The 24,569-nt window shown below is 68.9% G+C and carries 26 protein-coding genes and 2 riboswitches; of the genes, 13 read left to right on the forward strand and 13 right to left on the reverse strand.

Annotation, left to right across the window (positions count from 1 at the left end):
* Positions 1 to 170: 170 nt before the first annotated feature.
* Both ABZV40_RS04745 and ABZV40_RS04750 read right to left on the reverse strand, forming a co-directional pair.
* Positions 171 to 563: a hypothetical protein gene (locus ABZV40_RS04745; protein ID WP_355435822.1), complete on the reverse strand. Its 393-nt coding sequence runs from the start codon at positions 561 to 563 to the stop codon at positions 171 to 173.
* Positions 564 to 698: 135 nt separating this feature from the next.
* A complete protein-coding gene (locus ABZV40_RS04750; RefSeq protein ID WP_355435825.1) occupies positions 699 to 1,019 on the reverse strand; it encodes a hypothetical protein in 321 nt (106 codons plus the stop codon).
* 91 nt (positions 1,020 to 1,110) lie between these two features.
* Here ABZV40_RS04750 and ABZV40_RS04755 point away from each other — a divergent pair, with 91 nt between their 5' ends.
* Positions 1,111 to 1,623 (forward strand): DM13 domain-containing protein, encoded by a 513-nt coding sequence (locus tag ABZV40_RS04755; protein WP_355435829.1) that lies wholly within the window; start codon positions 1,111 to 1,113, stop codon positions 1,621 to 1,623.
* 215 nt (positions 1,624 to 1,838) lie between these two features.
* Complete coding sequence (locus ABZV40_RS04760; protein WP_355435832.1) at positions 1,839 to 2,789, forward strand: AraC family transcriptional regulator; 951 nt, start codon at positions 1,839 to 1,841, stop codon at positions 2,787 to 2,789.
* Here the strand turns inward: ABZV40_RS04760 and ABZV40_RS04765 are convergent.
* The 3 genes from ABZV40_RS04765 to ABZV40_RS04775 are packed head-to-tail and all read right to left on the reverse strand — an operon-like array spanning position 2,786 to position 6,508.
* Entirely contained in the window at positions 2,786 to 4,813 is a 2,028-nt protein-coding gene (locus tag ABZV40_RS04765; RefSeq protein ID WP_355435834.1) for a 3-hydroxyacyl-CoA dehydrogenase NAD-binding domain-containing protein, read from the reverse strand. The two genes, ABZV40_RS04760 and ABZV40_RS04765, sit on opposite strands and share 4 nt — an antisense overlap.
* Position 4,814: 1 nt before the next feature.
* Entirely contained in the window at positions 4,815 to 6,017 is a 1,203-nt protein-coding gene (locus tag ABZV40_RS04770) for an acetyl-CoA C-acetyltransferase (RefSeq protein ID WP_355435837.1), read from the reverse strand.
* Between the two features lie 56 nt (positions 6,018 to 6,073).
* Positions 6,074 to 6,508, reverse strand: coding sequence for a GNAT family N-acetyltransferase (locus tag ABZV40_RS04775; RefSeq protein ID WP_355435839.1), 435 nt, complete (start codon positions 6,506 to 6,508; stop codon positions 6,074 to 6,076).
* Positions 6,509 to 6,615: 107 nt separating this feature from the next.
* Here ABZV40_RS04775 and ABZV40_RS04780 point away from each other — a divergent pair, with 107 nt between their 5' ends.
* The 8 genes from ABZV40_RS04780 (at position 6,616) to glyA (ending at position 13,539) form a co-directional block, all read left to right on the forward strand.
* Positions 6,616 to 7,752, forward strand: coding sequence for an acyl-CoA dehydrogenase family protein (locus ABZV40_RS04780; RefSeq protein WP_355435842.1), 1,137 nt, complete (start codon positions 6,616 to 6,618; stop codon positions 7,750 to 7,752).
* On the forward strand, positions 7,749 to 8,873 hold the full coding sequence (locus ABZV40_RS04785) for a CaiB/BaiF CoA-transferase family protein (RefSeq protein ID WP_355435845.1): 1,125 nt from the start codon (positions 7,749 to 7,751) through the stop codon (positions 8,871 to 8,873). The genes ABZV40_RS04780 and ABZV40_RS04785 overlap by 4 nt, the downstream gene beginning before the upstream one ends.
* 319 nt (positions 8,874 to 9,192) lie before the next feature.
* Positions 9,193 to 9,390, forward strand: coding sequence for a hypothetical protein (locus ABZV40_RS04790; protein WP_355435848.1), 198 nt, complete (start codon positions 9,193 to 9,195; stop codon positions 9,388 to 9,390).
* A gap of 164 nt (positions 9,391 to 9,554) precedes the next feature.
* Positions 9,555 to 10,049, forward strand: coding sequence for a helix-turn-helix transcriptional regulator (locus tag ABZV40_RS04795; RefSeq protein WP_355435851.1), 495 nt, complete (start codon positions 9,555 to 9,557; stop codon positions 10,047 to 10,049).
* Between the two features lie 94 nt (positions 10,050 to 10,143).
* Positions 10,144 to 10,527 carry a hypothetical protein gene (locus tag ABZV40_RS04800; RefSeq protein ID WP_355435854.1) on the forward strand — a complete coding sequence of 128 codons (384 nt, stop codon included), beginning with the start codon at positions 10,144 to 10,146 and terminating at the stop codon, positions 10,525 to 10,527.
* A gap of 14 nt (positions 10,528 to 10,541) precedes the next feature.
* Positions 10,542 to 10,844 (forward strand): DUF3817 domain-containing protein, encoded by a 303-nt coding sequence (locus ABZV40_RS04805; RefSeq protein ID WP_355435857.1) that lies wholly within the window; start codon positions 10,542 to 10,544, stop codon positions 10,842 to 10,844.
* A gap of 45 nt (positions 10,845 to 10,889) precedes the next feature.
* Positions 10,890 to 10,980, forward strand: a riboswitch (glycine riboswitch).
* A riboswitch (glycine riboswitch) is annotated at positions 10,981 to 11,069 on the forward strand.
* A gap of 96 nt (positions 11,070 to 11,165) precedes the next feature.
* Positions 11,166 to 12,260, forward strand: a complete 1,095-nt coding sequence (gene gcvT, locus ABZV40_RS04810; RefSeq protein ID WP_355435860.1) for a glycine cleavage system aminomethyltransferase GcvT — start codon at positions 11,166 to 11,168, stop codon at positions 12,258 to 12,260.
* A gap of 13 nt (positions 12,261 to 12,273) precedes the next feature.
* Positions 12,274 to 13,539 (forward strand): serine hydroxymethyltransferase, encoded by a 1,266-nt coding sequence (glyA, locus tag ABZV40_RS04815; protein ID WP_355435864.1) that lies wholly within the window; start codon positions 12,274 to 12,276, stop codon positions 13,537 to 13,539.
* A 98-nt stretch (positions 13,540 to 13,637) separates the two neighbouring features.
* Here glyA and ABZV40_RS04820 read toward each other — a convergent pair whose 3' ends face one another.
* The 4 genes from ABZV40_RS04820 to ABZV40_RS04835 form a co-directional block, all read right to left on the reverse strand.
* Positions 13,638 to 14,297, reverse strand: a complete 660-nt coding sequence (locus tag ABZV40_RS04820) for an SDR family oxidoreductase (protein ID WP_355435867.1) — start codon at positions 14,295 to 14,297, stop codon at positions 13,638 to 13,640.
* A complete protein-coding gene (locus ABZV40_RS04825) occupies positions 14,294 to 14,920 on the reverse strand; it encodes a VC0807 family protein (RefSeq protein ID WP_355435869.1) in 627 nt (208 codons plus the stop codon). Before ABZV40_RS04825 ends, ABZV40_RS04820 begins: the two co-directional genes overlap by 4 nt.
* On the reverse strand, positions 14,899 to 15,519 hold the full coding sequence (locus ABZV40_RS04830; RefSeq protein WP_355435872.1) for a TetR/AcrR family transcriptional regulator: 621 nt from the start codon (positions 15,517 to 15,519) through the stop codon (positions 14,899 to 14,901). The genes ABZV40_RS04825 and ABZV40_RS04830 overlap by 22 nt, the downstream gene beginning before the upstream one ends.
* A 198-nt stretch (positions 15,520 to 15,717) precedes the next feature.
* Complete coding sequence (locus ABZV40_RS04835) at positions 15,718 to 16,407, reverse strand: hypothetical protein (protein WP_355435874.1); 690 nt, start codon at positions 16,405 to 16,407, stop codon at positions 15,718 to 15,720.
* Positions 16,408 to 16,566: 159 nt separating this feature from the next.
* On the opposite strand from ABZV40_RS04835, the gene ABZV40_RS04840 reads away from it, so the two are divergent.
* The 3 genes from ABZV40_RS04840 (at position 16,567) to ABZV40_RS04850 (ending at position 20,738) form a co-directional block, all read left to right on the forward strand.
* Positions 16,567 to 17,793, forward strand: a complete 1,227-nt coding sequence (locus ABZV40_RS04840; RefSeq protein WP_355436575.1) for a cyclopropane-fatty-acyl-phospholipid synthase family protein — start codon at positions 16,567 to 16,569, stop codon at positions 17,791 to 17,793.
* Positions 17,790 to 18,560, forward strand: coding sequence for a DUF1295 domain-containing protein (locus ABZV40_RS04845; RefSeq protein ID WP_355435877.1), 771 nt, complete (start codon positions 17,790 to 17,792; stop codon positions 18,558 to 18,560). The genes ABZV40_RS04840 and ABZV40_RS04845 overlap by 4 nt, the downstream gene beginning before the upstream one ends.
* A gap of 129 nt (positions 18,561 to 18,689) precedes the next feature.
* The gene (locus ABZV40_RS04850; RefSeq protein WP_355435880.1) at positions 18,690 to 20,738 is read left to right on the forward strand and encodes a prolyl oligopeptidase family serine peptidase; all 2,049 of its coding nucleotides are present in this window, start codon (positions 18,690 to 18,692) and stop codon (positions 20,736 to 20,738) included.
* Between the two features lie 56 nt (positions 20,739 to 20,794).
* On the opposite strand, the gene ABZV40_RS04855 is transcribed toward ABZV40_RS04850, so the two are convergent.
* The 4 genes from ABZV40_RS04855 to ABZV40_RS04870 form a co-directional block, all read right to left on the reverse strand.
* Positions 20,795 to 21,610, reverse strand: coding sequence for a spermidine synthase (locus ABZV40_RS04855; RefSeq protein WP_355436579.1), 816 nt, complete (start codon positions 21,608 to 21,610; stop codon positions 20,795 to 20,797).
* Between the two features lie 29 nt (positions 21,611 to 21,639).
* A complete protein-coding gene (gene speD, locus ABZV40_RS04860) occupies positions 21,640 to 22,035 on the reverse strand; it encodes an adenosylmethionine decarboxylase (protein ID WP_355435883.1) in 396 nt (131 codons plus the stop codon).
* A 34-nt stretch (positions 22,036 to 22,069) separates the two neighbouring features.
* The gene (locus ABZV40_RS04865; RefSeq protein ID WP_355435886.1) at positions 22,070 to 23,236 is read right to left on the reverse strand and encodes a type III PLP-dependent enzyme; all 1,167 of its coding nucleotides are present in this window, start codon (positions 23,234 to 23,236) and stop codon (positions 22,070 to 22,072) included.
* 108 nt (positions 23,237 to 23,344) lie between these two features.
* Positions 23,345 to 24,514, reverse strand: coding sequence for a metallophosphoesterase (locus tag ABZV40_RS04870; protein WP_355435888.1), 1,170 nt, complete (start codon positions 24,512 to 24,514; stop codon positions 23,345 to 23,347).
* Between the last annotated feature and the right edge of the window lie 55 nt (positions 24,515 to 24,569).

Consider the following 24,569-nt stretch of genomic DNA (forward strand, 5'->3'; position numbering starts at 1 on the left):
TCCGTGTCGAACCGGCCCCAGAGGTTGCGCTCGGACGGCACGCCCTCGCGCTCGCACGACGTTCCTGCCGGAGGATTCCCAGTGCGCGGCGAGGTCGTCGAGCGCCGCGGTCTTGCCCCTTCATCCACCTGAGGTCGATGAAGGCGCCCTTCATCGACCGCTTGGCGCGGCTAGTTGCCCATGTTCTTGCAGGTGGGCGGTGGCAACGGGTTCAGCGGGCTGCACGGCCAGCCCGACGTCTGCGGCGGGGGCGTGGTGGTCGCCACCGGTGGGGGCGGGGCGGCCGGGTTGATCGCGGCCGGAGGCGGGGTGGTGGTCTTCTTCGGGGGTTGCTGCGTCGCCGGTGCCGAGTCGTCGGAGCTCGGTGGTTCGCTGGAAGGGGAGATCGAGCTCTCCGGGGGCGCGCTCGGGGTGGAGTTCGGGGTCGATCTGATCCAGGTGGAGGCGGGTGTCCGGGTCAGCGGGTCCTCGTCGGACACGCCGTGGATCGCCATTCCCACCAGCACCCCGAGGAACGCGGACCCGAGCACGGCGGAACCACCCGCGGCCCACAGTGCGCGCACAGAGTCCTCCTTGATGCTCACGGATGGAAGTCAGGCGATTACGCCCCTGGCAGATTACCGGCTGGTCCGGTTGCAGGAGAACGCTCGCCTGGATGCCTTATCGGCTCCTTGATGTGCCCGGTTGAGTGATCGCTGTCACTGATCTGTGATCCGGGCGAGTACCAAACTGGCCCCGGAAAGGCCTGCGACCAGCACGGTTCCGGTCAGATGCCACGTCGGAGCGTCACCCGTGCAGGTGAACACCTCGGTGAAGCGTTCTGAGGAACACGTGACGAACGGGACCGAGGAGAGGGCGATCGAGGCGGCCGCCACGCCGCCCAGAAGGGCGGAGCCGAAGGTGCGCATCAGTGGGAACGCGGCGTTGGCCGTGCCCACTGCTGCGATGGCGAAGAGGAGCGGCACGGGTCTCGGGAAGAGGCCCGTCAGGGCGCAGCCGACCATCAGGACACCGAGCACGGCCTGGCCGATCCTCGCCTGCGTCGCCACGGGCAGGACCCTAACAACTCCGTAAGGACTTTTCGGCCCGGTTCGGACCAGTATTTTCGGTATGCCGCAACGTCGAATTCTGGTCCCCGTCGCCATCGTCCTGGTGGTCGCGCTCGGGGTCGGGTTGTACCTGTTCCAGCCGTGGCGACTGCTGACGGTTCGCGAAACGCACGAAGCGCTTCTCGTGCCCACGTCGACGTCTTCCGAGGTCGCGACGTCCGTTGCGGAATCGCCCAAGGAGGTCGCGGTCGGCCAGTGGCGGTCGCTTGAGCACGCGACCACCGGTAAGGCGAGTCTGATCAAGTTGCCGGGTGGCACGTACTCGGTGCAGTTCGCTGCGCTCGACACCAGTGATGGGCCTGACCTGCACGTTTACCTGTCGCCACACGCTGCGGACTCGCCCGAGAAGAGCTTCGGTCAGGGATTTACCAGTCTTGGCAAGTTGAAGGGAAATCGTGGCGATCAGGTGTACGAAATTCCCGCCGGTGTGGACGTGTCGTCCATTCGGAGTGTGGTGATCTGGTGTCGGCGCTTCTCCGCGGGTTTCGCCGTAGCACCGCTGGAACAAGCCTGAAACATCTGGTTCGAACCTGCTCTCTTCGCACTATTGACATTTCTGGTCTAGACCACATAACGTTGACACAGGACGCAACGTCGTCCCTTGCCGATGGGCGTGCGGAAGCCCCGTCGGTGAGGAGCACGGCTCACTGGGTGGGCCTTCATCGGCGGTGACGCGACTCCAACTCTCCCCGGAGCCGCGTCACCGCCGATGGCGTTCTAGGCTGGATCGTGCACACCCGGACCGTGGCGATCCACTACGTGCGCGCGGCACTGCGCGCGTGCCCGTCGCCGTCCGAGGTGCTGGCCGGTGCGGGCATTCCGGCGAGTCTGCTCGCCGACGACCGGGCGCGGGTCACGCCCGCCCAGTACACGAAGTTCATCCAGACGCTGTGGGAAGTGCTCGACGACGAGTTCATGGGGTTCGGGCCGCGGCCGTCGAAGCGCGGCACGTTCGCGATGATGTGCCTGCTGGCGGTGCACTGCCCGGACCTCGAGTCGGCGTTGCGGCGCGGGCTCGCGTTCTACGCGCTGTTCGACGAGCCGCTGCACCTGTCGCTGGAGGACGGTCGCTTCTCGGTGGAGATCCCCGGCGACCCGGATCACTTTCTGACCGAGTCGCTGCTCGTGCTGTGGCACCGGTTCTCGTCGTGGTTGATCGGGCGCCGGATTCCGTTGCGGGAGGCCGAGTTCGGTTATCCGGAACCGGCGCACGCCGCCGAGTACCACCTGATCTTCGGGTGCCCGCTGGCGTTCGGCGCGCCCGCCACCGCGATCTCGTTCGACCCGAGGTTCCTGCGCATGCCGGTGGTGCAGGACGAGGCGGCGCTGCGCCGGTTCCTGCGGCACTCGCCCGCGGAGTTGCTGTCGCGCCGGGACTACGGCGCGGACACGGCCGGGCACGTGCGCCGGTTGCTCGGCAGCGGGGTGAGCGGGCTGGAAGCCGTCGCGGCACGGCTGGGTGTCTCGGCGCCCACGTTGCGGCGGCGGCTGGCCGCGGAGGGGACGTCGTTCCGCGAGGTGCGCGAGCAGCTGTTGCGCGACCAGGCGGTGGCGTCGCTGGTGCGCGGCGGCGAGTCGGTGGAGGAGCTGGCGCTGCGCCTCGGGTTCTCCGAGGCGAGCGCCTTCCACCGGGCCTTCAAGCGGTGGACCGGGTCCTCACCCGGCTCCTACCGCGCCTAGAAGCTGTCGCGTTCCCGCAGCGAGGCCGGCGGCCGGAACCGTTCCCCGTAGGTGTCCGCCAGGTAGTCCGCCCGCTCCACGAACGCCTGCACGCCGTAGGAGTTGATGAACTGCAACGTGCCACCGCTCCACGGCGCGAACCCGAACCCGAAGATCGAGCCGATGTTCGCGTCGGCGACCGAGGTCAGCACGCCCTCGTCCAGGCACCGCACGGTTTCCAGCGCCTGCACGAACAACAGCCGGTCCCGCACGTCCTGCTCGGAGACCCCCGCGTCGGCCTTCACGTACCGGGTGGTCAGCTCGGGCCACAGGAACTTCCTGCCGCCTTCCGGATATTCGTAAAAGCCCGCCCCGCCGGCCTTTCCGGTGCGTCCCAACGACACCATCTCGCGGATCAGGTCGTAGGCGGGGCTGTCCGACACCAGCGACGGGTCGTCGGCGAGCGTCTGGTCGTGGATCTTCAGCTGCAACGACAGCGTCACCTCGTCCGAGACCGCCAGCGGGCCGACGGCCATGCCGGCCTTGCGCGCCACGTTCTCGATCAACGCCGGCGCCACGCCCTCGGACAGCATGGTGATCGCCTCGATCACGTACGTGCCGAACGTCCGCGAGGTGTAGAAGCCGCGCGAGTCGTTGACGACGATGGGCGTCTTGCCGATCTGCCGCACGTAGTCGAGCGCCCGCTGCAACGTCTCCTCGGACGTCTGCTCGCCGCGGATGATCTCGACGAGCCGCATCTTCGGCGCCGGCGAGAAGAAGTGCAGGCCGATGAACCGCTCGGCGTCGGGAACCGCCGCGGCGAGCCCGGTGATCGGCAGCGTCGAGGTGTTGGACGCGATCACCGCGTCCGGCAGCGCCTGGGCCTCCGCGGCGGCCAGCACCTTGTTCTTCAGCTCGCGGTTCTCGAACACCGCCTCGATGATCAGGTCGCAGCCCGCGAGGTCGTCGTCGGAGTCGGTCGGGGTGATGCCTTCCAGGCCCCCAGCGCCCTTCTGGGCCGCTTCGAGCGTCACGTCCTTCAGGACCACCTCGATACCGGCCTTCGCGGACACCTCGGCGATTCCGGCGCCCATCATGCCCGCGCCCAGCACGCCCAACCGAGCCACGCGCTTGCCGGACGACGACGCACGGCCGTTGACCTCGTTGAGGTTGAACCAGAACGCCGTGATCATGTTCTTGGAGACCTGACCGGAGGCCAGCTCCACGAAGTAGCGGCCCTCGATCTTCAGCGCCGTGTCGAAGTCGACGTAGGCACCCTCGACCGCCGCCGCCATGATCTTCTCCGGCGCCGGGTACGCCCCGTGGGACTTCTTGCGCAGCACCGCGGGAGCCGCGCCCAGCAGCCCGTAGCTGTCGGGGTCACCGAACTTCAGGTCCGGCACGCCCGCGCCCTGCACGTCCCACGGCTGCACCGGCGCCGGGTTCGCCTTGATCCACGCACGGGCCTCGGACAGCAGCTCGTCGCGCGTCTCCACGAGCTGGTGCACGATTCCGGCCTGGAGCGCGCGTGCCGGCCGCAGCTGCTTGCCCTCCATGAGCAACGGCAACGCCTTCTGCACTCCCAGCAACCGCACCATGCGCGTCACGCCACCGCCTCCGGGCAGCAGGCCCAGCGTGGCTTCGGGCAGACCGACGCGGATGCTGTCGTCGTTCAGCACGATCCGGCGGTGCGAGGCCAGCGCGATCTCGAACCCGCCGCCCAGCGCGGAACCGTTGATCGCCGCCACGACCGGCTTGCCGAGCTTCTCCAGCCGCCGCAGCTGCGACTTGAGCTCCTCGACGCCCTCCAGCGCCAGGGCCGCGTTCTCCGGCGTGATCGCGATCAGCACGTTCAGGTCGCCACCGGCGAAGAACGTCTTCTTGGCGGACGTGATGATCACGCCGGTGATGTCGTCGCCTTCGAGCTTCGTGACGGCGTCGCCCATGAGCTCGCGGTACTCGTCGTTCATGACGTTGGCGGAGCCGGACATGTCCATCGTCAGGGTGACGATGCCGTCGGAGTCCTTCTCGTAGTGGAACGGCATGTCAGACCCTCTCGATGATCGTCGCGATGCCCATGCCGCCGCCGACGCACAACGTGGCGAGGCCGCGGCGCAGGTCCCGGCGCTCCAGCTCGTCCAGCAGCGTCCCGAGGATCATGCAGCCGGTGGCGCCCAGCGGGTGGCCGAGCGCGATCGCGCCGCCGTTGACGTTGACCTTGTCCTCGGGGATGTCCATGTCCCGCAGGAACTTCAGCACGACCGACGAGAACGCCTCGTTGACCTCGAACAGGTCGATGTCCTCGACCGAGAGCCCGGCCCTGTCCAGCGCCTTGCGCGCGGACGGCGCCGGACCGGTGAGCATGATCGTCGGCTCGGTGCCGACCACCGCGACGGAGACGATCCGGGCACGCGGCGTCAGGCCGAGCGCCTTGCCCGCGGCCGCCGACCCGATCAGCATCGCCGCGGCACCGTCGACGATCTGCGACGAGTTGCCCGGCGTGTGCACGTGGTCGATCCGCTCGACGGTGGGGTAGCGGTCGATCGCCACGGTGTCGTAGCCGAGGTCGCCGTGGAACTGGAAGCTGGGCTTGAGCTTGCCCAGAGACTCCACAGTGGACTCAGGGCGGATCGTCTCGTCCTCCTTGAGCACCACGGTGCCGTTCTGGTCGACCACCGGCACGACCGAACGCTCGAAGAACCCGTTCTTCTGCGCCGCGAACGCGAGCGCGTGCGACCGCGCGGCCCACGTGTCGACGTCCGTGCGGGAGAAGCCCTCCAGCGTCGCGATCAGGTCGGCCGACACGCCCTGCGGCACGAACGACAGGTCGAAGTTCGTCTGCGGGTCGATCGCCCACGCGCCGCCGTCGGACCCCATCGGCACGCGCGACATCGACTCGACGCCGCCCGCCACCACCAGGTCCTCGAACCCGGAGGCGACCTTGGCGGCGGCCAGGTTCACCGACTCCAGGCCCGACGCGCAGAACCGGTTGAGCTGCACACCGGCCGGCCGCTGGTCCCACCCGGCGGCCAGCACGGCGGTGCGGGCGATGTCACCGCCCTGCTCGCCGAGCGGTGACACCACGCCGAACACGACGTCGTCCACCGCGGAGGTGTCGAGGGAGTTGCGTTCGGACAGCGCGCGCAGCACCCCGGCGGCCAGCGCGACGGGCTTGACGCTGTGCAGCGACCCGCGCTTCCCCTTGCCGCGCGGCGTGCGCACCGCGTCGAAGATCAAGGCTTCGCTCATGGCATCCACGCTAGGACCGCGGGGTGGAGCTGGCCATGACCGTGAAGGGTGACCGATTAGCTCACCCGGAACTCCATCCGTTCCGGGTCGTCCGACTCGATGAACCCGAGCCTCTTGTAAAGCCGCCGCGCGGGCAGGTTGTCCTCCCAGACGCGCAGCCGCACGAGCTTCCAGCCCTCCCCGGCCGCCCACGTGAGCACGGCGCTGACCAGCGCTTCTCCCAGCCCGCGGCCGCGATGCGACTCCCGCACCCACATCGAGTACAGGTACAGCCCGTCGGGCTCCCCGGTGGCGGCGACCAGGCCTGCGGGGCCGGGATCGAGCGCGACGAGCTTCAGCCCTTCCGCCGCCCGCGCCCGCCACTCGTCCTCGCCGAACTCCTGCTCGCGGGCGAGCGTCGACCCGAACTCCTCGGGATCGCTGCCCAGCGCTTCCAGGCGGATGTCACGCCACAGCCGCCACTCGTCCGGCGTGACCTGGTGGATCTGCATACCGTGCAGTCTGGACGACCGGGGTGGGATTTTCGCTCACTTTTTCGGGGGACGGCCTGGCGCGCCGGTCATGGCGTGGACCACTGGCCGGTGGTTGTGTGGAACGCATGGCAGAGCGTCGATCGCGGTGGATGGACAGCGACCTGGACCAGTTGCGCCGGCTCGCCCGCACGTTCGTGGAGAAGGAGGTCGCGCCGCACCAGGAACGCTTCGCCGAGCAGAAGCAGGTCGACCGCGACCTGTGGCGCAGGGCCGGTGACCTCGGCCTGCTGTGCCTGAGCATCCCCGAGGAGTACGGGGGCGGCGGCGGCACGTTCGCGCATGAGGCCGTGCTGCTCGAAGAACAGGCACGCGCCGGCGACAGCGCCTGGGGCAACAGCGTCCACAGCGGGATCGTCGCCCACTACCTCAACTCCTACGGCTCCGAGGAGCAGAAGCGCCGCTGGCTGCCCAAGCTCGCGTCCGGCGAGTACGTCGGCGCGATCGCCATGACCGAGCCCGGTGCGGGCTCCGACCTCCAGGGCATCCGCACGAAGGCGGTCCGCGAGGGCGACGAGTACGTCATCAACGGCTCGAAGACCTTCATCACCAACGGCGTGCAGGCCGACCTGGTGATCGTGGTCGCGAAGACCGATCCGGCGCAGGGTGCGCAGGGCATCTCGCTGATCGTTGTGGAGAACGACATCCGGCGCGGCCGCGTGCTCGACAAGGTCGGCATGAAGGGCCAGGACACCGCCGAGCTGTTCTTCGACGACGTGCGCGTGCCCGTCGCGAACCTGCTGGGCGAACAGGAGGGGCTCGGGTTCGTCCAGCTCATGCAGCAGCTGCCGCAGGAACGCCTGATCATCGGCGTGTGCTGCATCGCGGGCATCGAGGCGGCCGTCGACGTGACGCTGAAGTACGTGAAGGAGCGCACGGCGTTCGGCAAGGAGCTGATCAAGTTCCAGAACACGCGGTTCAAGCTCGCCGAGTGCGCGACGGAGGCGGCCGTGACCAGGGCGTTCATCGACGAGTGCATCGAGAAGCACCTGCGCGGTGAACTGGACGTGCCGACCGCGGCGATGGCGAAGTGGTGGGCCAGCGACCGGCTGGGCAAGGTCGTCGACGAGTGCGTGCAGCTGTTCGGCGGTTACGGCTACATGAACGAGTACCCGATCGCACGTGCCTGGTCCGACGCCCGCGTGCAGCGGATCTTCGGCGGCACGAACGAGATCATGAAGGAAATCATCGCGAGGTCCCTGTGACGGGGCCCCTCGCAGGACTTCGTGTCGTCGAGCTCGCCGGCCTCGCGCCCGCGCCGTTCGGCTGCATGGTGCTCGCCGACCTCGGCGCCGACGTGATCCAGGTGCACAAGCCGGGCAGCCGCCCGACCGTGCCGGGCGACTTCCTGGGCCGCAACCGGCGCTCGGTCGCGATCGACACGCGCAGGCCCGAGGGCGCCGAGCTGGTGCTGAGGCTGGTCGAACGCTCGGACGTGCTGGTCGAGGGCTTCCGGCCGGGTGTCACCGAGCGGCTGGGCATCGGTCCGGCGCAGTGCCTCGCGCGCAACCCGCGCCTCATCTACGGGCGCATGACGGGCTGGGGACAGGACGGGCCGCTCGCCGACCGCGCCGGGCACGACATCGACTACATCGCCGTCGCGGGTGCGCTGGAGCCTCTCGGACGCGCCGGTGGCCCGCCGTCGTTCCCGATCAACCTGCTCGGCGACTTCGGCGGGGGAGGGCTGCTGCTGGCCGTCGGCGTGCTCGCGGCACTGTACGAACGGGAGCGTTCCGGGCGCGGCCAGGTCGTCGACGCGGCGATGGTCGACGGGGCGGCGCTGCTCACGACGTTCCTGCACGGGATGCGGTCCGCGGGCATGTGGCCGGGCGGGCGCGGCGAGAACATGCTCGACGGCGGCGTGCCGTTCTACGACGTCTACGAGGCCGCGGACGGGAAGTACGTGGCCGTGGGCGCGCTGGAGGAGAGGTTCTACGCCGATCTGGTGCGCGTGCTGGGCCTGGAGGACGCACCGTCGCGCAACGACCCGGCGAACTGGCCTGACCTGCGGGAACGCATCGCGGCGGCGGTGAAGACCCGTTCCAGGGACGAGTGGGCCGACCTCGCGCGGGACACCGACGCGTGCCTGGCACCCGTGCTGACGCCTGCCGAGGCGGCGCGGCACCCGTACAACGCGGCACGGGCCACGTTCGTGGACGTCTCCGGCTCGCTGCACCCGGCGCCGGCACCGCGCTTCGACCGCACTCCGACGTCGGTTCCGACGCCTCCGGTTTCGACCGGCGCGAACACCGGGGAAGTGCTTGCCGACATGGGTGTGGCGGACGCCCAAATTATGGAACTGCGTCGGTCAGGAGTTATTGGATGAATGCTCGGGTGCGCATTAATAAGGACACGACGAGGTGACAGAGCGTGATGCCGGGTGGTCGGCATCCGGGTGAGGCCCGGTGCAACAGTGTCTGGTCCAAGCTGTGGGATGCGAGGGTGTCCGTGTTCACCTCGTGCCCAGGACATCGGCGCTGGACATCGACCCCTTTAGCCGCCATTCGGGTGACATTCCCCGTCGCGCAGGCGTGCGTGGCTGGTGGATCCTGAACCCAGTTGGGCGTGGTCGTTGTTCATCACACGGGTGAATGGGGGACCATGTCGGGTGACACGGGCGGTTCGCCGCCCCACCTGTGACCGACATGGACGGAGAGGTACCTGTGAACCTCAAGAAGGTGCTAGTGCTGGCGGGCGTCGCGCTGGTGCTGTTCCTCCTGATCACCCGGCCCCAGGAGTCCGCTGCCGCGGTCCAGACGGTGCTCGGCTGGCTCCGGCAGGGCGCGGAGTCGATCATCACCTTCATCAGGAGCCTCTTCGGGACGGCCACCCCGATCAGCTAGTGACACTGGGTGATCCTCGGCCGTTCGCGTTGAGCCGGATGGGTGGAATGAGGCCAATCACGCACTGGTAACGGGTGTTCTGGGGATTCAGGGTCTGGCGATTGTCAGACCTACCGAATACCTTCCGCTGCAATGGCCGATCCCCGACCGACGAGGAGGCATGGATGGTCGAGGACTCCGGGGTCCACGAGCTGTTGAAGCAGTGGGCGGCTGAACGGTCTGATGACGCAGAGATGCAGGAGGTGAACCGGATCAAGAACGCGTGGCTCGCGGAGGCTCCCCCCTCGGCGCCCGGCATCCCCGTGCAGCGGGGAGGCAACAAGGGCGGGTCGCGTGGCTTGGTCAAGGTCGACTCGGCGGATCCGGCCTACGTGGCCGCGATGCGCAAGCGGGCGCCGGAGGCACCCGAGGCACTGCTCGCTGCCGCGGCGAGCTACTGGCAGCTGGTGGGCGACGTCGCCGAGGCCGAGCAGTGGTGGGACGCGGGCATCAGCCCGTTGGACCAGCGCGCGCTCGACTACCGCGCGGCGGGCCTGACCCCTGCCGACCTCGGACGGCGCTTGGGTCCGATGACGGTTCTCCAGCACCTTCGCCGCGGTTCTGCCGCGGCCTGGTGCGTCGCACGTCTGCAGAGGCAGCGCCGGGACGGCGTGGCGTAAGTGATGGACGGGCTGTCGTGGATTCGGCAGCCCTGAGTTCAACCCTCACGGGTGGCCTCCTGTCCGGAGGCCCAACCCAAGTAGTCTGGAGGTCGTGCGCGGCCTCCTCACCCCCCAGCGAATCTTGATCGGGCTCGGTTGCCTGGTCGCTCTGATCGCCTGTTGCGGGCTCGCGTACTGGCAGTGGCAGCGCTTCGAGTCCGCCAGCGGCACGTTCCAGAACCTGGGTTACGTGCTCCAGTGGCCGCTCTTCGGCCTCTTCCCGGCCTTCATGGTGTGGCGCTTCCGCCGGTTGGCGCGCCAGCGCCGTGACGAGCCTCTCTCCGCACCGGAGCCGGTTGGACCCGCCGCGATGCCGGTGACTACCGTTGACGCCGTCAAACCCGCGCCTGTCGAGCACTTCGACGACGAAGAAGACGCGGAGCTCGCGGCCTACAACCGCATGCTCGCGGACCTCAACGCGCGGGACGGTCGGTGAACGAAGGCGGGCAGATGAAGGGTGCGTTGACCCGGTTCCGGGTCATGGCTTACGTGGTCGGTGTCTTCCTGCTGCTGTTGTGCGTGGCGATGGTGCTCAAGTACGCCGCGGACATGGGCCAGTTCATGAAGGTCGTCGGTCCGGTCCACGGCTTCCTCTACGCCATCTACCTGGTGATTTCCGTCGACCTGGCGCTGAAGCTGCGCTGGTCGATGAAGGGCACCGCCCTCGTGCTGCTCGCCGGGACGATCCCGTTCCTGTCGTTCTGGGCGGAGCGCAAGGTGGTCGAGAAGACGGCGCAGGGCGTGCCGCTGTGACGTTTGGCCTGCTAGCGTCTGGGGCTACCAACTGAACACGGCCGTCGATGTCGCGCGGGAGAGCTCCGTTGAGTCGGAGCGCCGAAGGAGCAACTCCTCCCCGGAATCTCTCAGGCACAGATACCGCACGACGAAGGCAACTCTGGAAAGCAGGCCATCGGCCTCGCCCACGGTGCAAGCCACTGAAGGTGGCGAAGCTCTCAGGCTCATGACAGAGGGGGAGGCTGCTCAGGAAGAGGAGTCTCCGATGGACCGTGTCATTCTTCTGTTGCCTCAGCCGGCCTCGTCCGGCTCTTCGGCGCACCCTGGAGGAGCGTTCTGATGTCCCGCCTCACGCCTCTGAACGCCGAGCACGAGCAGCTCGGCGCGATGTTCACCGACTTCGCGGGCTGGCGGATGCCGCTGCGCTACTCCAGCGAGCTCGCCGAGCACCACGCCGTGCGCACCACCGCGGGCCTGTTCGACCTCACGCACATGGGTGAGATCGTGCTGACCGGACCGCAGGCCGGCGAGGCGCTCGACTACGCGCTGGTCGGCCACATCTCGGCGCTCGCGGTCGGCAAGGCGCGCTACACGATGATCACGCAGGCCGACGGCGGCGTGCTCGATGACCTGATCGTGTACCGGTTGGGCGACGAGGAGTTCATGGTCGTCGCCAACGCCTCCAACGCCCAGGTGGTCGCCGACGCCCTGGCCGAGCGCGCGGCCGGGTTCGACACCGTCGTGACCGACAAGTCCACCGACTACGCGTTGATCGCGATCCAGGGCCCGAAGTCGGTCGAGATCCTTTCCGGACTGACCGACACCGACCTCTCGACGGTCAAGTACTACGCGTCCTACCCGTCCTCGGTCGCTGGCGTCGACGCACTGCTGGCCCGCACGGGTTACACGGGTGAGGAGGGCTTCGAGCTCTTCGTCGCGCCCGCCGACGCCGCCGCGGTGTGGAACGCGTTGCTGGAAGCCGGTGCCGCGCACGAGCTCAGGCCGTGCGGTCTCGGCTGCCGCGACACGTTGCGCCTCGAAGCCGGGATGCCCTTGTACGGCAACGAGTTGACCACCTCGCTGACCCCGTACCACGCGAACCTCGGCCGCGTCGTGAAGCTCGACAAGCCGGGTGACTTCGTGGGCCGCGACGCGCTGACCAAGGTCGCGGAGTCCGGTGTGGACTCGGTCCTGGTCGGGCTGAAGACGCCGGAGCGCCGTGCCCCCCGGCACGGTTACGCGGTGCTGAACGGCGACGAGGTGGTCGGCGAGGTCACCTCGGGCGCCCTGTCCCCGACGCTCGGCTACTCGGTCGCCATGGCCTACGTGTCGAGGGGCAGTGCCGAGCCCGGCACCCAACTGCTGGTGGACGTCCGCGGCAAGAAGCAGCCGGTCGAGGTCGTCGCACTTCCGTTCTACAAGCGCGCCAAGTAGGGAGTTCTTCCAGATGTCCGACCAGTTCAACGCCTCCCTCGCGGAGTTCGACCCGGAGGTAGCCGAGGCGGTCGCCGCCGAGCTGGCGCGCCAGCAGGGCACCCTCGAGATGATCGCCTCGGAGAACTTCACCCCGGTCTCGGTGCTGCAGGCCCAGGGCTCGGTGCTGACCAACAAGTACGCCGAGGGCTACCCCGGCCGCCGCTACTACGGCGGCTGCGAGCACGTCGACGTCGTGGAGCGCCTCGCCATCGAGCGCATCAAGTCGTTGTTCGGCGCGGGTTTCGCCAACGTCCAGCCGCACTCGGGCGCCCAGGCCAACGCGGCCGCGATGTTCGCGCTGCTGCAGCCGGGTGACACGATCCTGGGCCTGGACCTCGCGCACGGCGGTCACCTGACCCACGGCATGCGCATCAACTTCTCCGGCAAGCTCTACAACGTCGTGCCGTACCACGTGTCCGACTCGGACGGCCGCGTCGACATGGCCGAGGTCGAGCGCCTCGCCCACGAGCACCGCCCGAAGCTGATCGTCGCCGGCTGGTCCGCGTACCCGCGCCAGCTGGACTTCGCCGAGTTCCGCCGCATCGCCGACTCGGTCGAGGCCTACCTGATGGTCGACATGGCCCACTTCGCCGGCTTGGTGGCCGCGGGCCTGCACCCGTCGCCCGTCCCGCACGCGCACGTCACGACGACCACGACGCACAAGACCCTCGGCGGTCCGCGCGGCGGCGTGATCCTGTCGAACGACGCCGACATCGCCAAGAAGATCAACTCGGCGGTGTTCCCCGGCCAGCAGGGCGGCCCGCTGGAGCACGTGATCGCCGCCAAGGCCGTGGCGTTCAAGCACGCCGCGTCCCCGGAGTTCGCCGACCGCCAGCGCCGCACCCTGGAGGGTGCCAAGATCCTCGCCGACCGCCTGTCCCAGCCGGACGTGGCGGCCGCGGGCGTGAAGGTCCTGACCGGCGGCACCGACGTCCACCTGGTCCTCGTCGACCTGGTGAACTCGGAGCTCGACGGCAAGCAGGCGGAGGACGTCCTGCACCGGATCGGCATCACGGTCAACCGCAACGCCGTTCCGAACGACCCGCGCCCGCCGATGGTCACCTCCGGTCTGCGCATCGGCACGCCCGCGCTCGCCACCCGCGGCTTCGGCGAGGTGGACTTCACCGAGGTCGCGGACGTGATCGCGGAGGCGCTGAAGCCCGGCGCGGCGATCGACGAGCTGCGCGCCCGCGTCGAGGTGCTGGCGGCCAAGCACCCGCTCTACTCGACGCTCTGACCCGGTTGACGGGAAAAGGGGGCCTGCGGGCCCCCTTTTTCGCTGCTCAGGGCACTGTCAGACCTGATGGGTAGGGTGAGCTGCGAGGGGTTTCCCGGCTAGGGGGACCCCTGCGCGAGCGCGGCCGGGCGGCCCGCTTCCACCGTCCACACCCGACCGGTGCGTTGATCACCGAGCACCGTCTCCGCGGCCACGGCGACCTCGTCCGGTGACGCCAGCGCCAGTCCCGCGGCCACGAGCTCCGATCGGTACGCCGCCACCGCCCTCGTGTCGACCAGGCCGGGGCACAGCGCGTTGATCCGGAAGCCGGGCCGGGTCTGCGCCACGGACCGCACCAACCCGATCTGGGCGTGCTTCGCCGTCGCGTAGTACACGTCGGGGGAGCCGGTCAGCCCGGCGATGCTCGCCACCACCAGCACCGAGCCGCCGCTGATCACGTCCGCGCACGCGGCCACGCCGTAGACGGTGGCGTCGAGGTTGACCCGCATCGTGTCGCGATAGCCCGAGACGCTGAAGGCGCGCGGCCCGGCCGCGCCCGCGTTGAACACCGCGAGGTCGAGCCCACCGAACCGGTCGACCGCGGTGGCGACGGCGTTCTCGTTGGCCTCGAACGAGCGCACGTCCGTGAGGACGAAGTGGCTGCCGCGTTCACCATCCGGATCGACGTCGGCGACCACGACCTCGTCACCCCTGGCGATCAGTCGTTGCACGATGGCCGCGCCGATGCCGTGCGCGCCACCGGTGACGAGCGCGATCATGTCGCCGGCGTGATGTGCAGGCCGTTGATGTGCAGGCCGGCCCGTCGCATCACGAACCGGGAGTAAAGCCGTTGCACCAGAACGAGAAGCACGAGCAGGACGACCAGCAACGCGTCGTCGAGCGCCGGCACGAGGTCGATCGGCAACGTCAGCGCCATGACCACCCGGACCGCCGTGTCCGCCAGGAACATCACGCCCCAGATCGCCGTGACACCGCGCAGAACCCGTTGCAGCGCCGGGTACCTCTCCCAGTTCTCCGCCAGCATCCGTTGCCGCTCCGGTGACAGCACCTGGTTCGCCAGCGAGTAGACCAGCGGTTTCTTGGCGAGCCACAGGCTGCTGAGCAGCAGCAGCCCGAACGCCGCGGTGCCCCACGCCGCACGCACCAGCAGCACGCGCGGCTCACCGGTGACGAACGACATCGCGAAGCCCAGCGCCACCGCGGCGAGCACGAACGCGTTCATGCCGTTGATCCGCCGTTCGGTGATCACGGACTGCACCACGCGCAGGGCAGGCACGACGCCACTGAGCACCAGGGCCGTCGTCTGGTCGACGCCGAGTGCACGGGCGCCGTAGTAGACGCCGGTCGGCACGAGCAGATCTACTGCGATTTTCTTGAGCACGGTTCCCCCTGCCGTACTGCGAGGTCGATCGCGGTGACCACCTCGCTGGTGTAGGTGTCCAGGTCCACATCGGACCCGTCGCGCACGCGTTGCGCGGCCGCGTCGACGGCGGCGCGGATCAGCACCGCCATCGAGCGGGTGTCGAACTCGCGGAACTCCCCGGCGTCCTGGCCGGCCGCGAGCAGCCCGGCGAGGTCGGTGACGCTGACGTTCTGACTGGTGGTGCTCGTGTACGGGGCCCCCTCGTCCGTGCGCAGGTGCGGGCCGATCGCGGTGAGCGCCGCGATCTCCCTCGGGTGCTCGCGCAGGTACCGGAGATTCGACTCGAGGTACGCGCGGAGCTTGCCGCTCCACGTCTCCTGCGCGGCCATCGCCGGTGCCATGACCTGCGCCGCCGCCGTGAAGACGTCGATCACGACCTGTTTGAGCAGGTCGTTCTTGTCCGCGAAGTGGTAGGAGATCAGCCGCGGGCTGCTCAGCCCGGCACGTTCGGTGATCCGGGCGAACGTCGCCGCGTCGTAGCCCAGCTCGGCGATCGTGTCGATCGTCGCCCGCACGATCTGCGCTCGTCGCGCGGCCGTCTTGGCCGTGTACCCCACCGAACCCCCTCAAATTTATCTGGCTAGATAAAAACGTACCACGACCCCGTGAAAACGGCGAGGGCCCGCCACCACGGGCGGGCCCTCGCCGAGAGCGGAAACGACGGCAACCCCCGGCCCCTTCCCCAGGGCCGGGGGTCTGACCGTTCAGGCTGTGATGTGTCTCAGATGGACCGTCCTAACGGGATGTTTTTGGGGTCACCCAGCAGCGGGAGCCGTCACGCCGGGGGGCAGGCATTCCACGTTGCGCTTGCCGTTGGGCTGGATCACGTACCAGGTACCGCCAACGCCCTGGCCCTTCCACTTGCCCGGCCCGGGGTCCAGCGAGTAGGTGTAGACACCCCAGCCGGCGATCGCGACCTGCTTCTTGCCGTCCGCGCGGGTGAGCAGCGAGACGATGCTCGGGTCGATGCCCTCGAGCTGCGGGATGGTGTCCGACAGGAACGGCGGCCACGTGGTGGCGCACTGGTTGTTGCAGTTCGACTTGGGTTCCGGCTTCGGGATGTCCTTGTCGAAGCGGTACAGCGTGCGGCCGTCGCCGTCCTGGACGACCATGCCCATCTTGTCGACCTGCTTGCCGACCAGCTTCAACGAGCTGACCGGGGCTGCGGGCGGCTGGGCGGCCGGAGGCTGCGCTGCGGGCGGCTGGGCGGCCGGGGTTTCCGGAGCTGCCTGTTGCGGGTTGTTGGTGGCCGGGGCCTGCGCGGGCTCCTGGAGTACCGGGGGCGTTCCCACGTCGCCGTAGTCACCGAGGACGCCCAGGTCGGTTTCGGTCTGTGCCACCGGCTTCGAGTTCGTGCCACTTCCCGTGGCGCTCCAGACACCAAGACCCAGCACAACTGCCAGTCCCGCGGCGAGCCCGATGGCAATGCGGTTACGTCGGATCACACTCATGTCCTCCTTGTCCGTCGTTCGCTCTATCGAGGCCATACGGGCGTGGTCGCGTCTCGGTTCAGAAACGAACCGAACCTCCTGCCGTCTCGAACGTCTGGCGGAGCCAGGTTTCGCAGGAGGTGCAGGGTGGTCGTCGCTGGTCAGCTGGCAGGAATGGCCGAGCGGGTGCTGGGCGCGCCGTTGCCGATCGGAATTCGGGCGTGGGACGGGAGCGCGGCGGGGCCGCAGGACGGCACCGTGCTCGTGATCCGCAGCCGCGACGCTCTCCGCCGGCTCGTCTGGAGCCCGAACGAGCTCGGTCTCGCGCGCGCGTACGTGAGCGGCGAGCTCGACGTCGAGGGTGACCTCGCGCTCGGCCTCTCCCAGATCTGGGGGCTGGTGCGGCGCGGCGTCACCCGGCGGCCGCGGGTGGCGGAGGTCGTGAAACTTGCATTGCAACTGAAAGTGCTGGGCCGCAACCCCGCCGCGCCGCGCGAGGAGGCGCGCCTGCGTGGCGCCCTGCACACCAAGGCGCGCGACCGGGACGCCATTTCGCACCACTACGATCTGAGCAACGCCTTCTACCAACTCGTGCTCGACCCGAGCATGGCCTACTCGTGCGCCTACTTCACGTCCTCTTCGGACTCACTGGCGCAGGCCCAGCACAACAAGCTCGACCTGGTCTGCCGCAAGCTCGACCTGCAACCGGGCAAGCGGCTGCTGGACGTCGGCTGCGGCTGGGGTTCGATGATCATCCACGCCGCCCGCGACTACGGCGTGCACGCCGTCGGTGTCACGATCTCCGCCCAGCAACGCGAGCACATCCTCAAGCGGGTCGCCGCCGAGGGACTGCAGGACCGCGTCGAGGTGCGGCTGCAGGACTACCGCGAGGTGCACGACGAACCGTTCGACGCGATCTCCACCATCGAGATGGGCGAACACGTCGGCGAACGCAACTACCCGGCCTACGCCGCGACCCTGCACCGGTTGCTGAAGCCCGAGGGACGCCTGCTGCTGCAACAGATGTCGCGCGGCCGCAACGCACCGGGCGGCGGCGCGTTCATCGAGTCGTACGTCGCACCGGACATGCACATGCGCCCCGTCGGCCAGACCATCGGCTTCCTCGAAGGCGCCGGTCTGGAGATCCGCGACGTGCACGCGTTGCGCGAGCACTACGTCTGGACCGTGCGGGCGTGGGCGCAGACACTGGAAGACCGGTGGGACGAGGTCGTCGCACTCGTCGGCGAGGGCCAGGCACGCGTGTGGCGGCTGTACCTGGCGGGCGGCGCGCTGACGTTCGAGGAAGGACGGATGGGCGTGGACCAGATCCTCGCGGTGCGCCGCGGCGAGAACGGCCGCAGCGGCATGCCGCGCGTGCGCCGGGAGCTGGTGGCGCGATGAGCTACCTGATCAGTCTTCTCGCCGTCTTCCTGCTGCTCAGCAGCCTGTTCGTGATCGCGGACGCCCGTCGCCGCTACGACCTGATCGACTCCGCGTGGGGCCCGGGCTTCGCCGTGATCGCGGTGATCACCCTGCTGTTCGCGCAGGGCGAACCAGCTCGGGCCTGGCTGGTCGCCGCGCTCACGGTGATCTGGGGCGTACGCCTGGGAGTGCACATCTTCGTGCGCAACTCCGGAAAGGACGAAGACCCGCGCTACCAGGACATCCTGAGGCGTGCCAAGGGAAATCCGCGCCTGCGGATGTACCGCGTGTACCTGATCCAGGCCGCGTTGATGTGGATCGTCTCGTTGCCGGTGCAGGCCGCGATGCATCTTTCGGCCCCGTTCGGGGTGATAGATTGGGTGGGCACTGGCGTGTGGACGGTCGGCTTCGTCTTCGAGGCCGTTGGTGACTGGCAGCTCTCCCGGTTCCGGGCGGACCCGGCGAACAAGGGCGCCGTGATGGATCGCGGACTCTGGCGCTACACAAGGCATCCGAACTACTTCGGTGACGCCGTCGTGTGGTGGGGCCTGTACCTGTTCGCGCTGCACTCGTGGCCCGCCGCGCTCACCGTCGTCGGCCCGGTGATCATGACGCTGCTGCTCGCGAAGGGCACCGGCAAACCGTTGCTGGAGAAGGACATCGTGTCGCGCCGACCGGGGTACGCGGAGTACGTCCGGCGGACGAGCGGGTTCGTACCGCTGCCTCCGCGCAGTCGCGTCGGGTAGGGCCGCCCGGTGTGAGCCCGACCTGGTTTCGGCATCGTCGCGCCGCGCCTCCGGTGCCGAACCGGCGCCCCACCGCCCGCGCACGTCACAGCACCCGTGCCGCACCCCCGCGCGGGCTAGGGTGGGCGGGTGGGCAACGACATCTCCTTCCCGCGCCAACAGGCGCGCACCCAGCGGTTCACCGTAGGCGCACCCAGGACCTTCGCGGTGTCGTCAGACGGGGCACGTGTCTTCTTCCTGCGTCCGGCCACGGCCACGGGCCGCGCGAACGGGCTGTGGGAACTGGACACGGCCACCGGCGTCGAACGGCTGCTCGCCGACCCGGCACAGCTGCTGACCGACCCGGAGGACCTGCCGGCCGAGGAGAAGGCCCGCCGCGAGCGCACGCGGGAGTCCGGTGCGGGCATCGTCGGGTACGCGCTGTCGAAGGACGCGACGGTCGCGTCGTTCGCGCTGTCCGGGCGGCTGTTCGTGGCCGACCTGGTCAACGGTGCCGTCCGCGAGCTGCCGACCGAGGGTGGCGTCATCGACCCGCGCGTCGACCCGACCGGAAGCCGCGTGGCGTACGTCACGCGCGGCACGCTCAGGGTGGTCGAGCTGGACAGCGGCGACGACTACGCGGTCGCGGTGCCCGACGGCGAGGACGTGACGTTCGGCCTGGCCGAGTTCATCGCGGCCGAGGAGATGTCGCGCTTCCGCGGTTACTGGTGGGAGCCGAACGGCACCCGCCTCATCGCCGCGCGCGTGAACAACGCCCCGGTCCAGCGCTGGTACATCGCCGACCCCGCGAACCCCGGCACGGCCGCCACCGAGATCGCCTACCCGGCCGCGGGCACGGCGAACGCGACCGTGTCGCTGCACGTGGTGTCGCTGGACGGCACGTTCGTGCCGGTGCTGCTGGAGTTCGACTACCTCAACGACGTGCACTGGTCGTCCGGTGGTGCCCCGCTGATCACCACGCAGACCCGTGACCAGCGCACCCGCAAGATCTACTCGCTGGCGCCCGAGACCGGGGCCGTCTCCGAGCTCGTCACCGAGACCGACCCGGTGTGGATCGAGGTCACCGCCGGCGCCCCCGCGTGGACGCCGGACGGCCGCCTCGTGCGCATCGTCGGCCACAACGACGAGTACGCGCTGCAGGTCGGTGACGACGTCCTCACCAGCGGCCTGCAGGTGCGCCGGGTCCTCGACATCGCCGACGACTCGATCCTGGTCGCCGCCTCGGCAGACGACCCGACCCGGACGCACGTGTACGAAGTCGGCGCCACCGTCCACAAACTGTCCACTGAGGATGGTGTGCACACCGCGATTCGGGGCGGTGGCACGGTTGTGCTCGCATCGGCCACTTTGGACCGTTTCGGCACGAAGGTGACCGTCGGCGACCACGAGATCGAGTCGTGGGCCGACACGCCGGTGCTCAAGGCGGCCCCGCGCATGCTGACCCTGGGCGAACGCGGCCTCCGCGCCGCCCTCCTGCTCCCGAAGGACCACCAGCCGGGCACCAAGCTGCCGGTCCTCATGGACCCGTACGGCGGCCCGCACGCCCAGCGGGTCGTCTCGTCCCAGAACGCCTTCCTGGCCTCGCAGTGGCTGGCGGACCAGGGGTTCGCGGTGATCGTCGCGGACGGCCGCGGCACACCGGGGCGCGGCCTGGCCTGGGAACGCGCCATCGCCTGCGACTTCGCCGGCGCCACCCTCGAGGACCAGGTCGACGCGCTGCACGCCGCGGCGGCCGTCGAGCCAGACCTCGACCTCACCCGCGTGGCGATCCGCGGCTGGTCCTACGGCGGCTACCTGAGCGCGCTGGCGGTCCTGCGCCGCCCGGACGTCTTCCACGCGGGCATCGCCGGCGCCCCGGTCACCGACTGGCGCCTCTACGACACCCACTACACCGAGCGCTACCTCGGCCACCCGGACGACAAGCCCGAGGTCTACGACTCGAACTCGCTCATCGCCGACGCGGACAAGCTCTCCCGGCCGTTGATGATCATCCACGGCCTGGCCGACGACAACGTGGTGGCCGCGCACACCCTGCGCCTGTCCAGCGCCCTGCTGGCGGCGGGCCGTCCGCACACCGTGCTGCCGCTCTCGGGCGTCACGCACATGACGCCGCAGGAACAGGTCGCCGAGAACCTGCTGCTCCTGCAGGTCGACTTCCTCAAGCAGTCGCTGGCCTGAGAAAGCGAAAGGGGCGCCTTCCGCGAAACGGAAGGCGCCCCGATCACAAGCCGGACTCAGGCCAGCGAGTGCCGCACCCGGTAGGGCGGGATGCTGTTGCCCACCAACGCCAGGTCGTCGATCGACTCCGGCTGGTACCCGGCCGTCTTCAACCGCTCGACCATCAGCGCGGTCGGGTCCTCGACGACGTCCGCGCGGCCGAACAGGTACGCCCACTCGTGCTCGTCGGAGCCGTAGTACGCCACCGTGTCGAACACCTCGTTGAACCGCTGCCAGGAGCGGATCAGCGTGGTGTTGCGCCACATCGTCTGGCACCCGGACTGGTTGACGACGACGCCGCCCGGACGCAGCAGGGCCTTGCACATGCGCAGGAAGTCGGCGCCGTACAGGCGGTTGTGCTGCGCCTCCTCCTCGCGCTCGTCGGGCAGGTCCACCAGCACGATGTCGTACTTCTCCGACGTCGTGCGGATGTACTCGAACCCGTCGATGTACTGCACGCGGATCGGACCCTCACCCTTCTCGGCGAGAGCGAGCTCCTCCAGCGTGTACCCGTACGGCAGGTGCTCGGCGCACAGCTTGACCGCCTGCTCGTCGATGTCGATGTGGTCGACGACCGACGCGCCGTGCTGAACGGCCATCTGGCACACGACACCCTCGGAGGAGCCGATGACCAGCACCCGCTCGACCTGGTCGGCCAGCAGCAGCGCCGGCACCATCAGGGCCTCGTGGTAGGTCAGCTGGCTGAACTCCGTCGACTGGCGGTCGTTGTCGCAGAACAGCGACACGCCCTGGGCCGTGCGGGCGATCACCAGGTGCTGGAAGTCGGTCTTGGTGTCGACCAGCACCTCGTCCACGCGCCAGTGGCGGGTCATGCCCTCGGCGAGCGGCTCGTTGATGGTGTTCACGCGGCGTGCTCCTTGATGCCACGAGTGACGAGGTCCGTGCTCACGTGAGCAGCGCCCAGGGCGTCAGCGAGCAGCTGGACGGCCAGCGCGGGTTTCGCACGAGTACCGCAGGTGAACACGTCGACGAACACCGAACCCACTTCGGGATAGGTGTGGATCGAGGCATGGGATTCCGACAGCAAAGCCAGCACGGTGACCCCCTGAGGTTCGAACTTCTTGGAGATCACCTCCAGCACCGTTGCGTCGGCCTGCGTGAGAACCTCACCAAGGGCGTGCTTCAGGAACTGCTCGTCGTCGAGCAGATCGGCACTCACACCCGAGAGCTCTGCAAGTACGTGCTGTCCCGCGAACAAACCGACGGTCTCCTCGGTCTGACAGGGCGCTTCGGACATCAATCACTCCAAACTATGTGAATTGCAAACGGACTCAGACGCAGTACGTGGCCAGCGGCGGGAAGCCGTTGAAGCACACGGACGAATAGGAGGAGGTGTAGGCGCCCGCGTGGAGGATGTCCACGTGGTCACCGGCCGCGAGCTCCAGCGGCAGGTCGTAGCGCGTGTGCTGGTAGATCACGTCGTCCGCGTCGCACGTCGGACCGGCCAGCACGACGGGGCCGACCGGACCGCCGTCACGCGAGGTCCGCAGTGCGTAGGCGATCGCTTCGCCCTCGGTCTCCGCGAGCCCCTGGTAGCGGCCGATGTCGAGGTACACCCAGCGGCGTTCGTCCGAATAGGACTTCCGCGACACCAGCACGACGGACGAGCGGATCATCCCGGCCTCCGCGGAGATCGCTCGGCCGGGCTCGATCATCACCCGCGGACGCACATCACCGAAGTGTCGTGCCACGGAAGCCTCGATGGCAGAGGCGAAGGACTCAAGTGACGGCGTGTCCTGCTGATACACCGCGGGAAGGCCGCCACCCAGGTTCACCGTGGTGGTCTCGATGCCTTCGGCACGCAGCTTCGACGCGATCAGGGCGGCGTCGGCGATGCCGGAGTCCCAGCCGGTCACGGAGAGCTGCTGCGAACCGGCGTGGAACGCGACGCCGAGAGGAACGAGCCCGAGCTCGTGCGCCAGCCGCAAGAGATCCGTCGCCATCTCGGGATCGCAACCGAACTTGTTGCCGAACGGGTAGGTGGAACCTTTGCTGTGGACAAGAATCCGCACCAGCACGGACGAGCCGGGCGCGTGCTCGGCGATGAACCGCACGTCCTGCTCGCTGTCCGACACGAACAGCCGCACGCCGCGCGAGTACGCGTACGCGATGTCGGCCGCCTTCTTGATGGGGTTGCTGTACGAGATCGACGACGGTGCGGCGCCGCGCGCCAGGCACAGGTCGATCTCCGCGGGCGACGCCACGTCGAACTGCGAACCCTGTTCGACGAGCGTGCCGACCACGTCCGGTTCGGGGTTGGACTTGACGGCGTAGAAGATGTCGACGGACGGCAGTGCCGCGTGAATCGCCTGGTAGCGCGCGCGGATCGTCTCGAGGTCGATCACCAGACACGGTGTCGACGGGTTCTCCTGGTCCAGGAAACGCCGAATACGAGCCTCTGCCTCGTAACGCCGGTCAACGGCGAAGCTCTCGGTCATTTCCCCAGGGTTCCCCCTTCATCCGCCTCGCGGTCCGTACGCGGGCACGGCCGTCCACTCTACGGCCTGCACACCGCAAATGCGCAATCCAGTCCGGCCGAGTGTGACTTAGCCAGCAGTGCGAAGCTCGATCACCGTGATGTCGGGTGGGGCGCCCACGCGCACCGGCGGACCCCAGAAACCCGCGCCACGACTGACGTAGAGCCACGTGTCGTCCACCTTCGACAGCCCCGCGACGCTGGGTTGCTGCACCGGCACAACGAAGTTGAACGGCACCATCTGTCCACCGTGTGTATGACCGGACAACTGGAGGTCGACGCCGTGTGAAGACGCGTCGCCGACCTGCACCGGCTGGTGCGCCAGCAGGACGAGCGGGTTCTTCCGGTCACGGCCCGCGAGAGCGCGTTCCAGGTCCGGTCCGTCACCGTAGGACTTCCCGGTCACGTCGTTCACGCCCACGAGCTCGATGCCACCGGCAACGGTCAAACCCTCGTTGCGCAAGGGGTTCACGCCGAGCCGGTCGAGCTCGGAGATCCACTGCTCGTGGCCGGAGAAGTACTCGTGGTTGCCGGTCACGAAGAAGCTGCCGTGCCTGGACACGAGGTCCCGCAACGGTGCGGCGGCCTCACCGAGCTCCGCCACCGTGCCGTCCACCAGGTCACCGACGATCGCGACGAGGTCGGCCTCCTGCTCGTTGATCATCCGCACGATCCGCTCGGTGTGCGAACGCCCGAGCAGCGGCCCTAGGTGGATGTCGCTCACAACCGCGATCCGGAAGCCCGACATGGACTGCTGGAGCTTGTCCAGCGTCACCGGCACGGTCAGCAGCTGCGGCGCGCCCAACGCCTGCGTCATGCCGTAGCCGACCACGCTGCCGGCCGCGATGCCCGAGCCGATGGCCACCGACCGCGAGATGAACAACCGTCGTGACGGATCGGGCACGACCTCCACCGGCTCGGCGCCCACGGCGGCGGGCACGAGGGTCGCTCGCTTCAGCAGGACCCGGCGCGGCACCTCCGCGATGCCCAGCACGATGGCCAGGTAGAACAGCAGGGCCAGCCACACGAACCCCGGCCAGGCGAGGAACTTCCCGAGCTCCGGCGGCACCCGTCGAGTCACCACCAGCGCGCTCATCAGCAGCGCGAACGCCCCGATGACGGCCATCGTGCCGATGCGCCGCCCGAGCGTGCGCGGACGTGTCGTGTCCACGACCAGCCGGCGCCACAGGTACAGGTGACCCAGAGCGACCGGGACTCCGAGGAGCAACAGGAAGATCACGACAACAGTATGCTTTTCGCCCCCGATGCAACCCTCCGGGCCCCACGTGGCGTGA

The sequence above is a fragment of the Lentzea sp. NPDC004782 genome (assembly GCF_040609115.1).
Taxonomy (GTDB): Bacteria; Actinomycetota; Actinomycetes; order Mycobacteriales; family Pseudonocardiaceae; genus Lentzea.

What these genes read in the sequence shown, in the direction of transcription:
- ABZV40_RS04755 (WP_355435829.1), top strand. Translation starts at nt 1,111, where the DNA reads ATGCCGCAACGTCGAATTCTGGTCCCCGTCGCCATCGTCCTGGTGGTC.
- ABZV40_RS04775 (WP_355435839.1), bottom strand. Translation starts at nt 6,508, where the DNA reads ATGCAGATCCACCAGGTCACGCCGGACGAGTGGCGGCTGTGGCGTGAC.
- ABZV40_RS04795 (WP_355435851.1), top strand. Translation starts at nt 9,555, where the DNA reads ATGGTCGAGGACTCCGGGGTCCACGAGCTGTTGAAGCAGTGGGCGGCT.
- ABZV40_RS04805 (WP_355435857.1), top strand. Translation starts at nt 10,542, where the DNA reads ATGAAGGGTGCGTTGACCCGGTTCCGGGTCATGGCTTACGTGGTCGGT.
- ABZV40_RS04845 (WP_355435877.1), top strand. Translation starts at nt 17,790, where the DNA reads ATGAGCTACCTGATCAGTCTTCTCGCCGTCTTCCTGCTGCTCAGCAGC.
- ABZV40_RS04840 (WP_355436575.1), top strand. Translation starts at nt 16,567, where the DNA reads ATGGCCGAGCGGGTGCTGGGCGCGCCGTTGCCGATCGGAATTCGGGCG.
- glyA (WP_355435864.1), top strand. Translation starts at nt 12,274, where the DNA reads ATGTCCGACCAGTTCAACGCCTCCCTCGCGGAGTTCGACCCGGAGGTA.
- ABZV40_RS04770 (WP_355435837.1), bottom strand. Translation starts at nt 6,017, where the DNA reads ATGAGCGAAGCCTTGATCTTCGACGCGGTGCGCACGCCGCGCGGCAAG.
- ABZV40_RS04820 (WP_355435867.1), bottom strand. Translation starts at nt 14,297, where the DNA reads ATGATCGCGCTCGTCACCGGTGGCGCGCACGGCATCGGCGCGGCCATC.
- gcvT (WP_355435860.1), top strand. Translation starts at nt 11,166, where the DNA reads ATGTCCCGCCTCACGCCTCTGAACGCCGAGCACGAGCAGCTCGGCGCG.
- ABZV40_RS04780 (WP_355435842.1), top strand. Translation starts at nt 6,616, where the DNA reads ATGGCAGAGCGTCGATCGCGGTGGATGGACAGCGACCTGGACCAGTTG.
- ABZV40_RS04855 (WP_355436579.1), bottom strand. Translation starts at nt 21,610, where the DNA reads ATGACCCGCCACTGGCGCGTGGACGAGGTGCTGGTCGACACCAAGACC.
- ABZV40_RS04865 (WP_355435886.1), bottom strand. Translation starts at nt 23,236, where the DNA reads ATGACCGAGAGCTTCGCCGTTGACCGGCGTTACGAGGCAGAGGCTCGT.
- ABZV40_RS04765 (WP_355435834.1), bottom strand. Translation starts at nt 4,813, where the DNA reads ATGCCGTTCCACTACGAGAAGGACTCCGACGGCATCGTCACCCTGACG.
- speD (WP_355435883.1), bottom strand. Translation starts at nt 22,035, where the DNA reads ATGTCCGAAGCGCCCTGTCAGACCGAGGAGACCGTCGGTTTGTTCGCG.
- ABZV40_RS04790 (WP_355435848.1), top strand. Translation starts at nt 9,193, where the DNA reads ATGGACGGAGAGGTACCTGTGAACCTCAAGAAGGTGCTAGTGCTGGCG.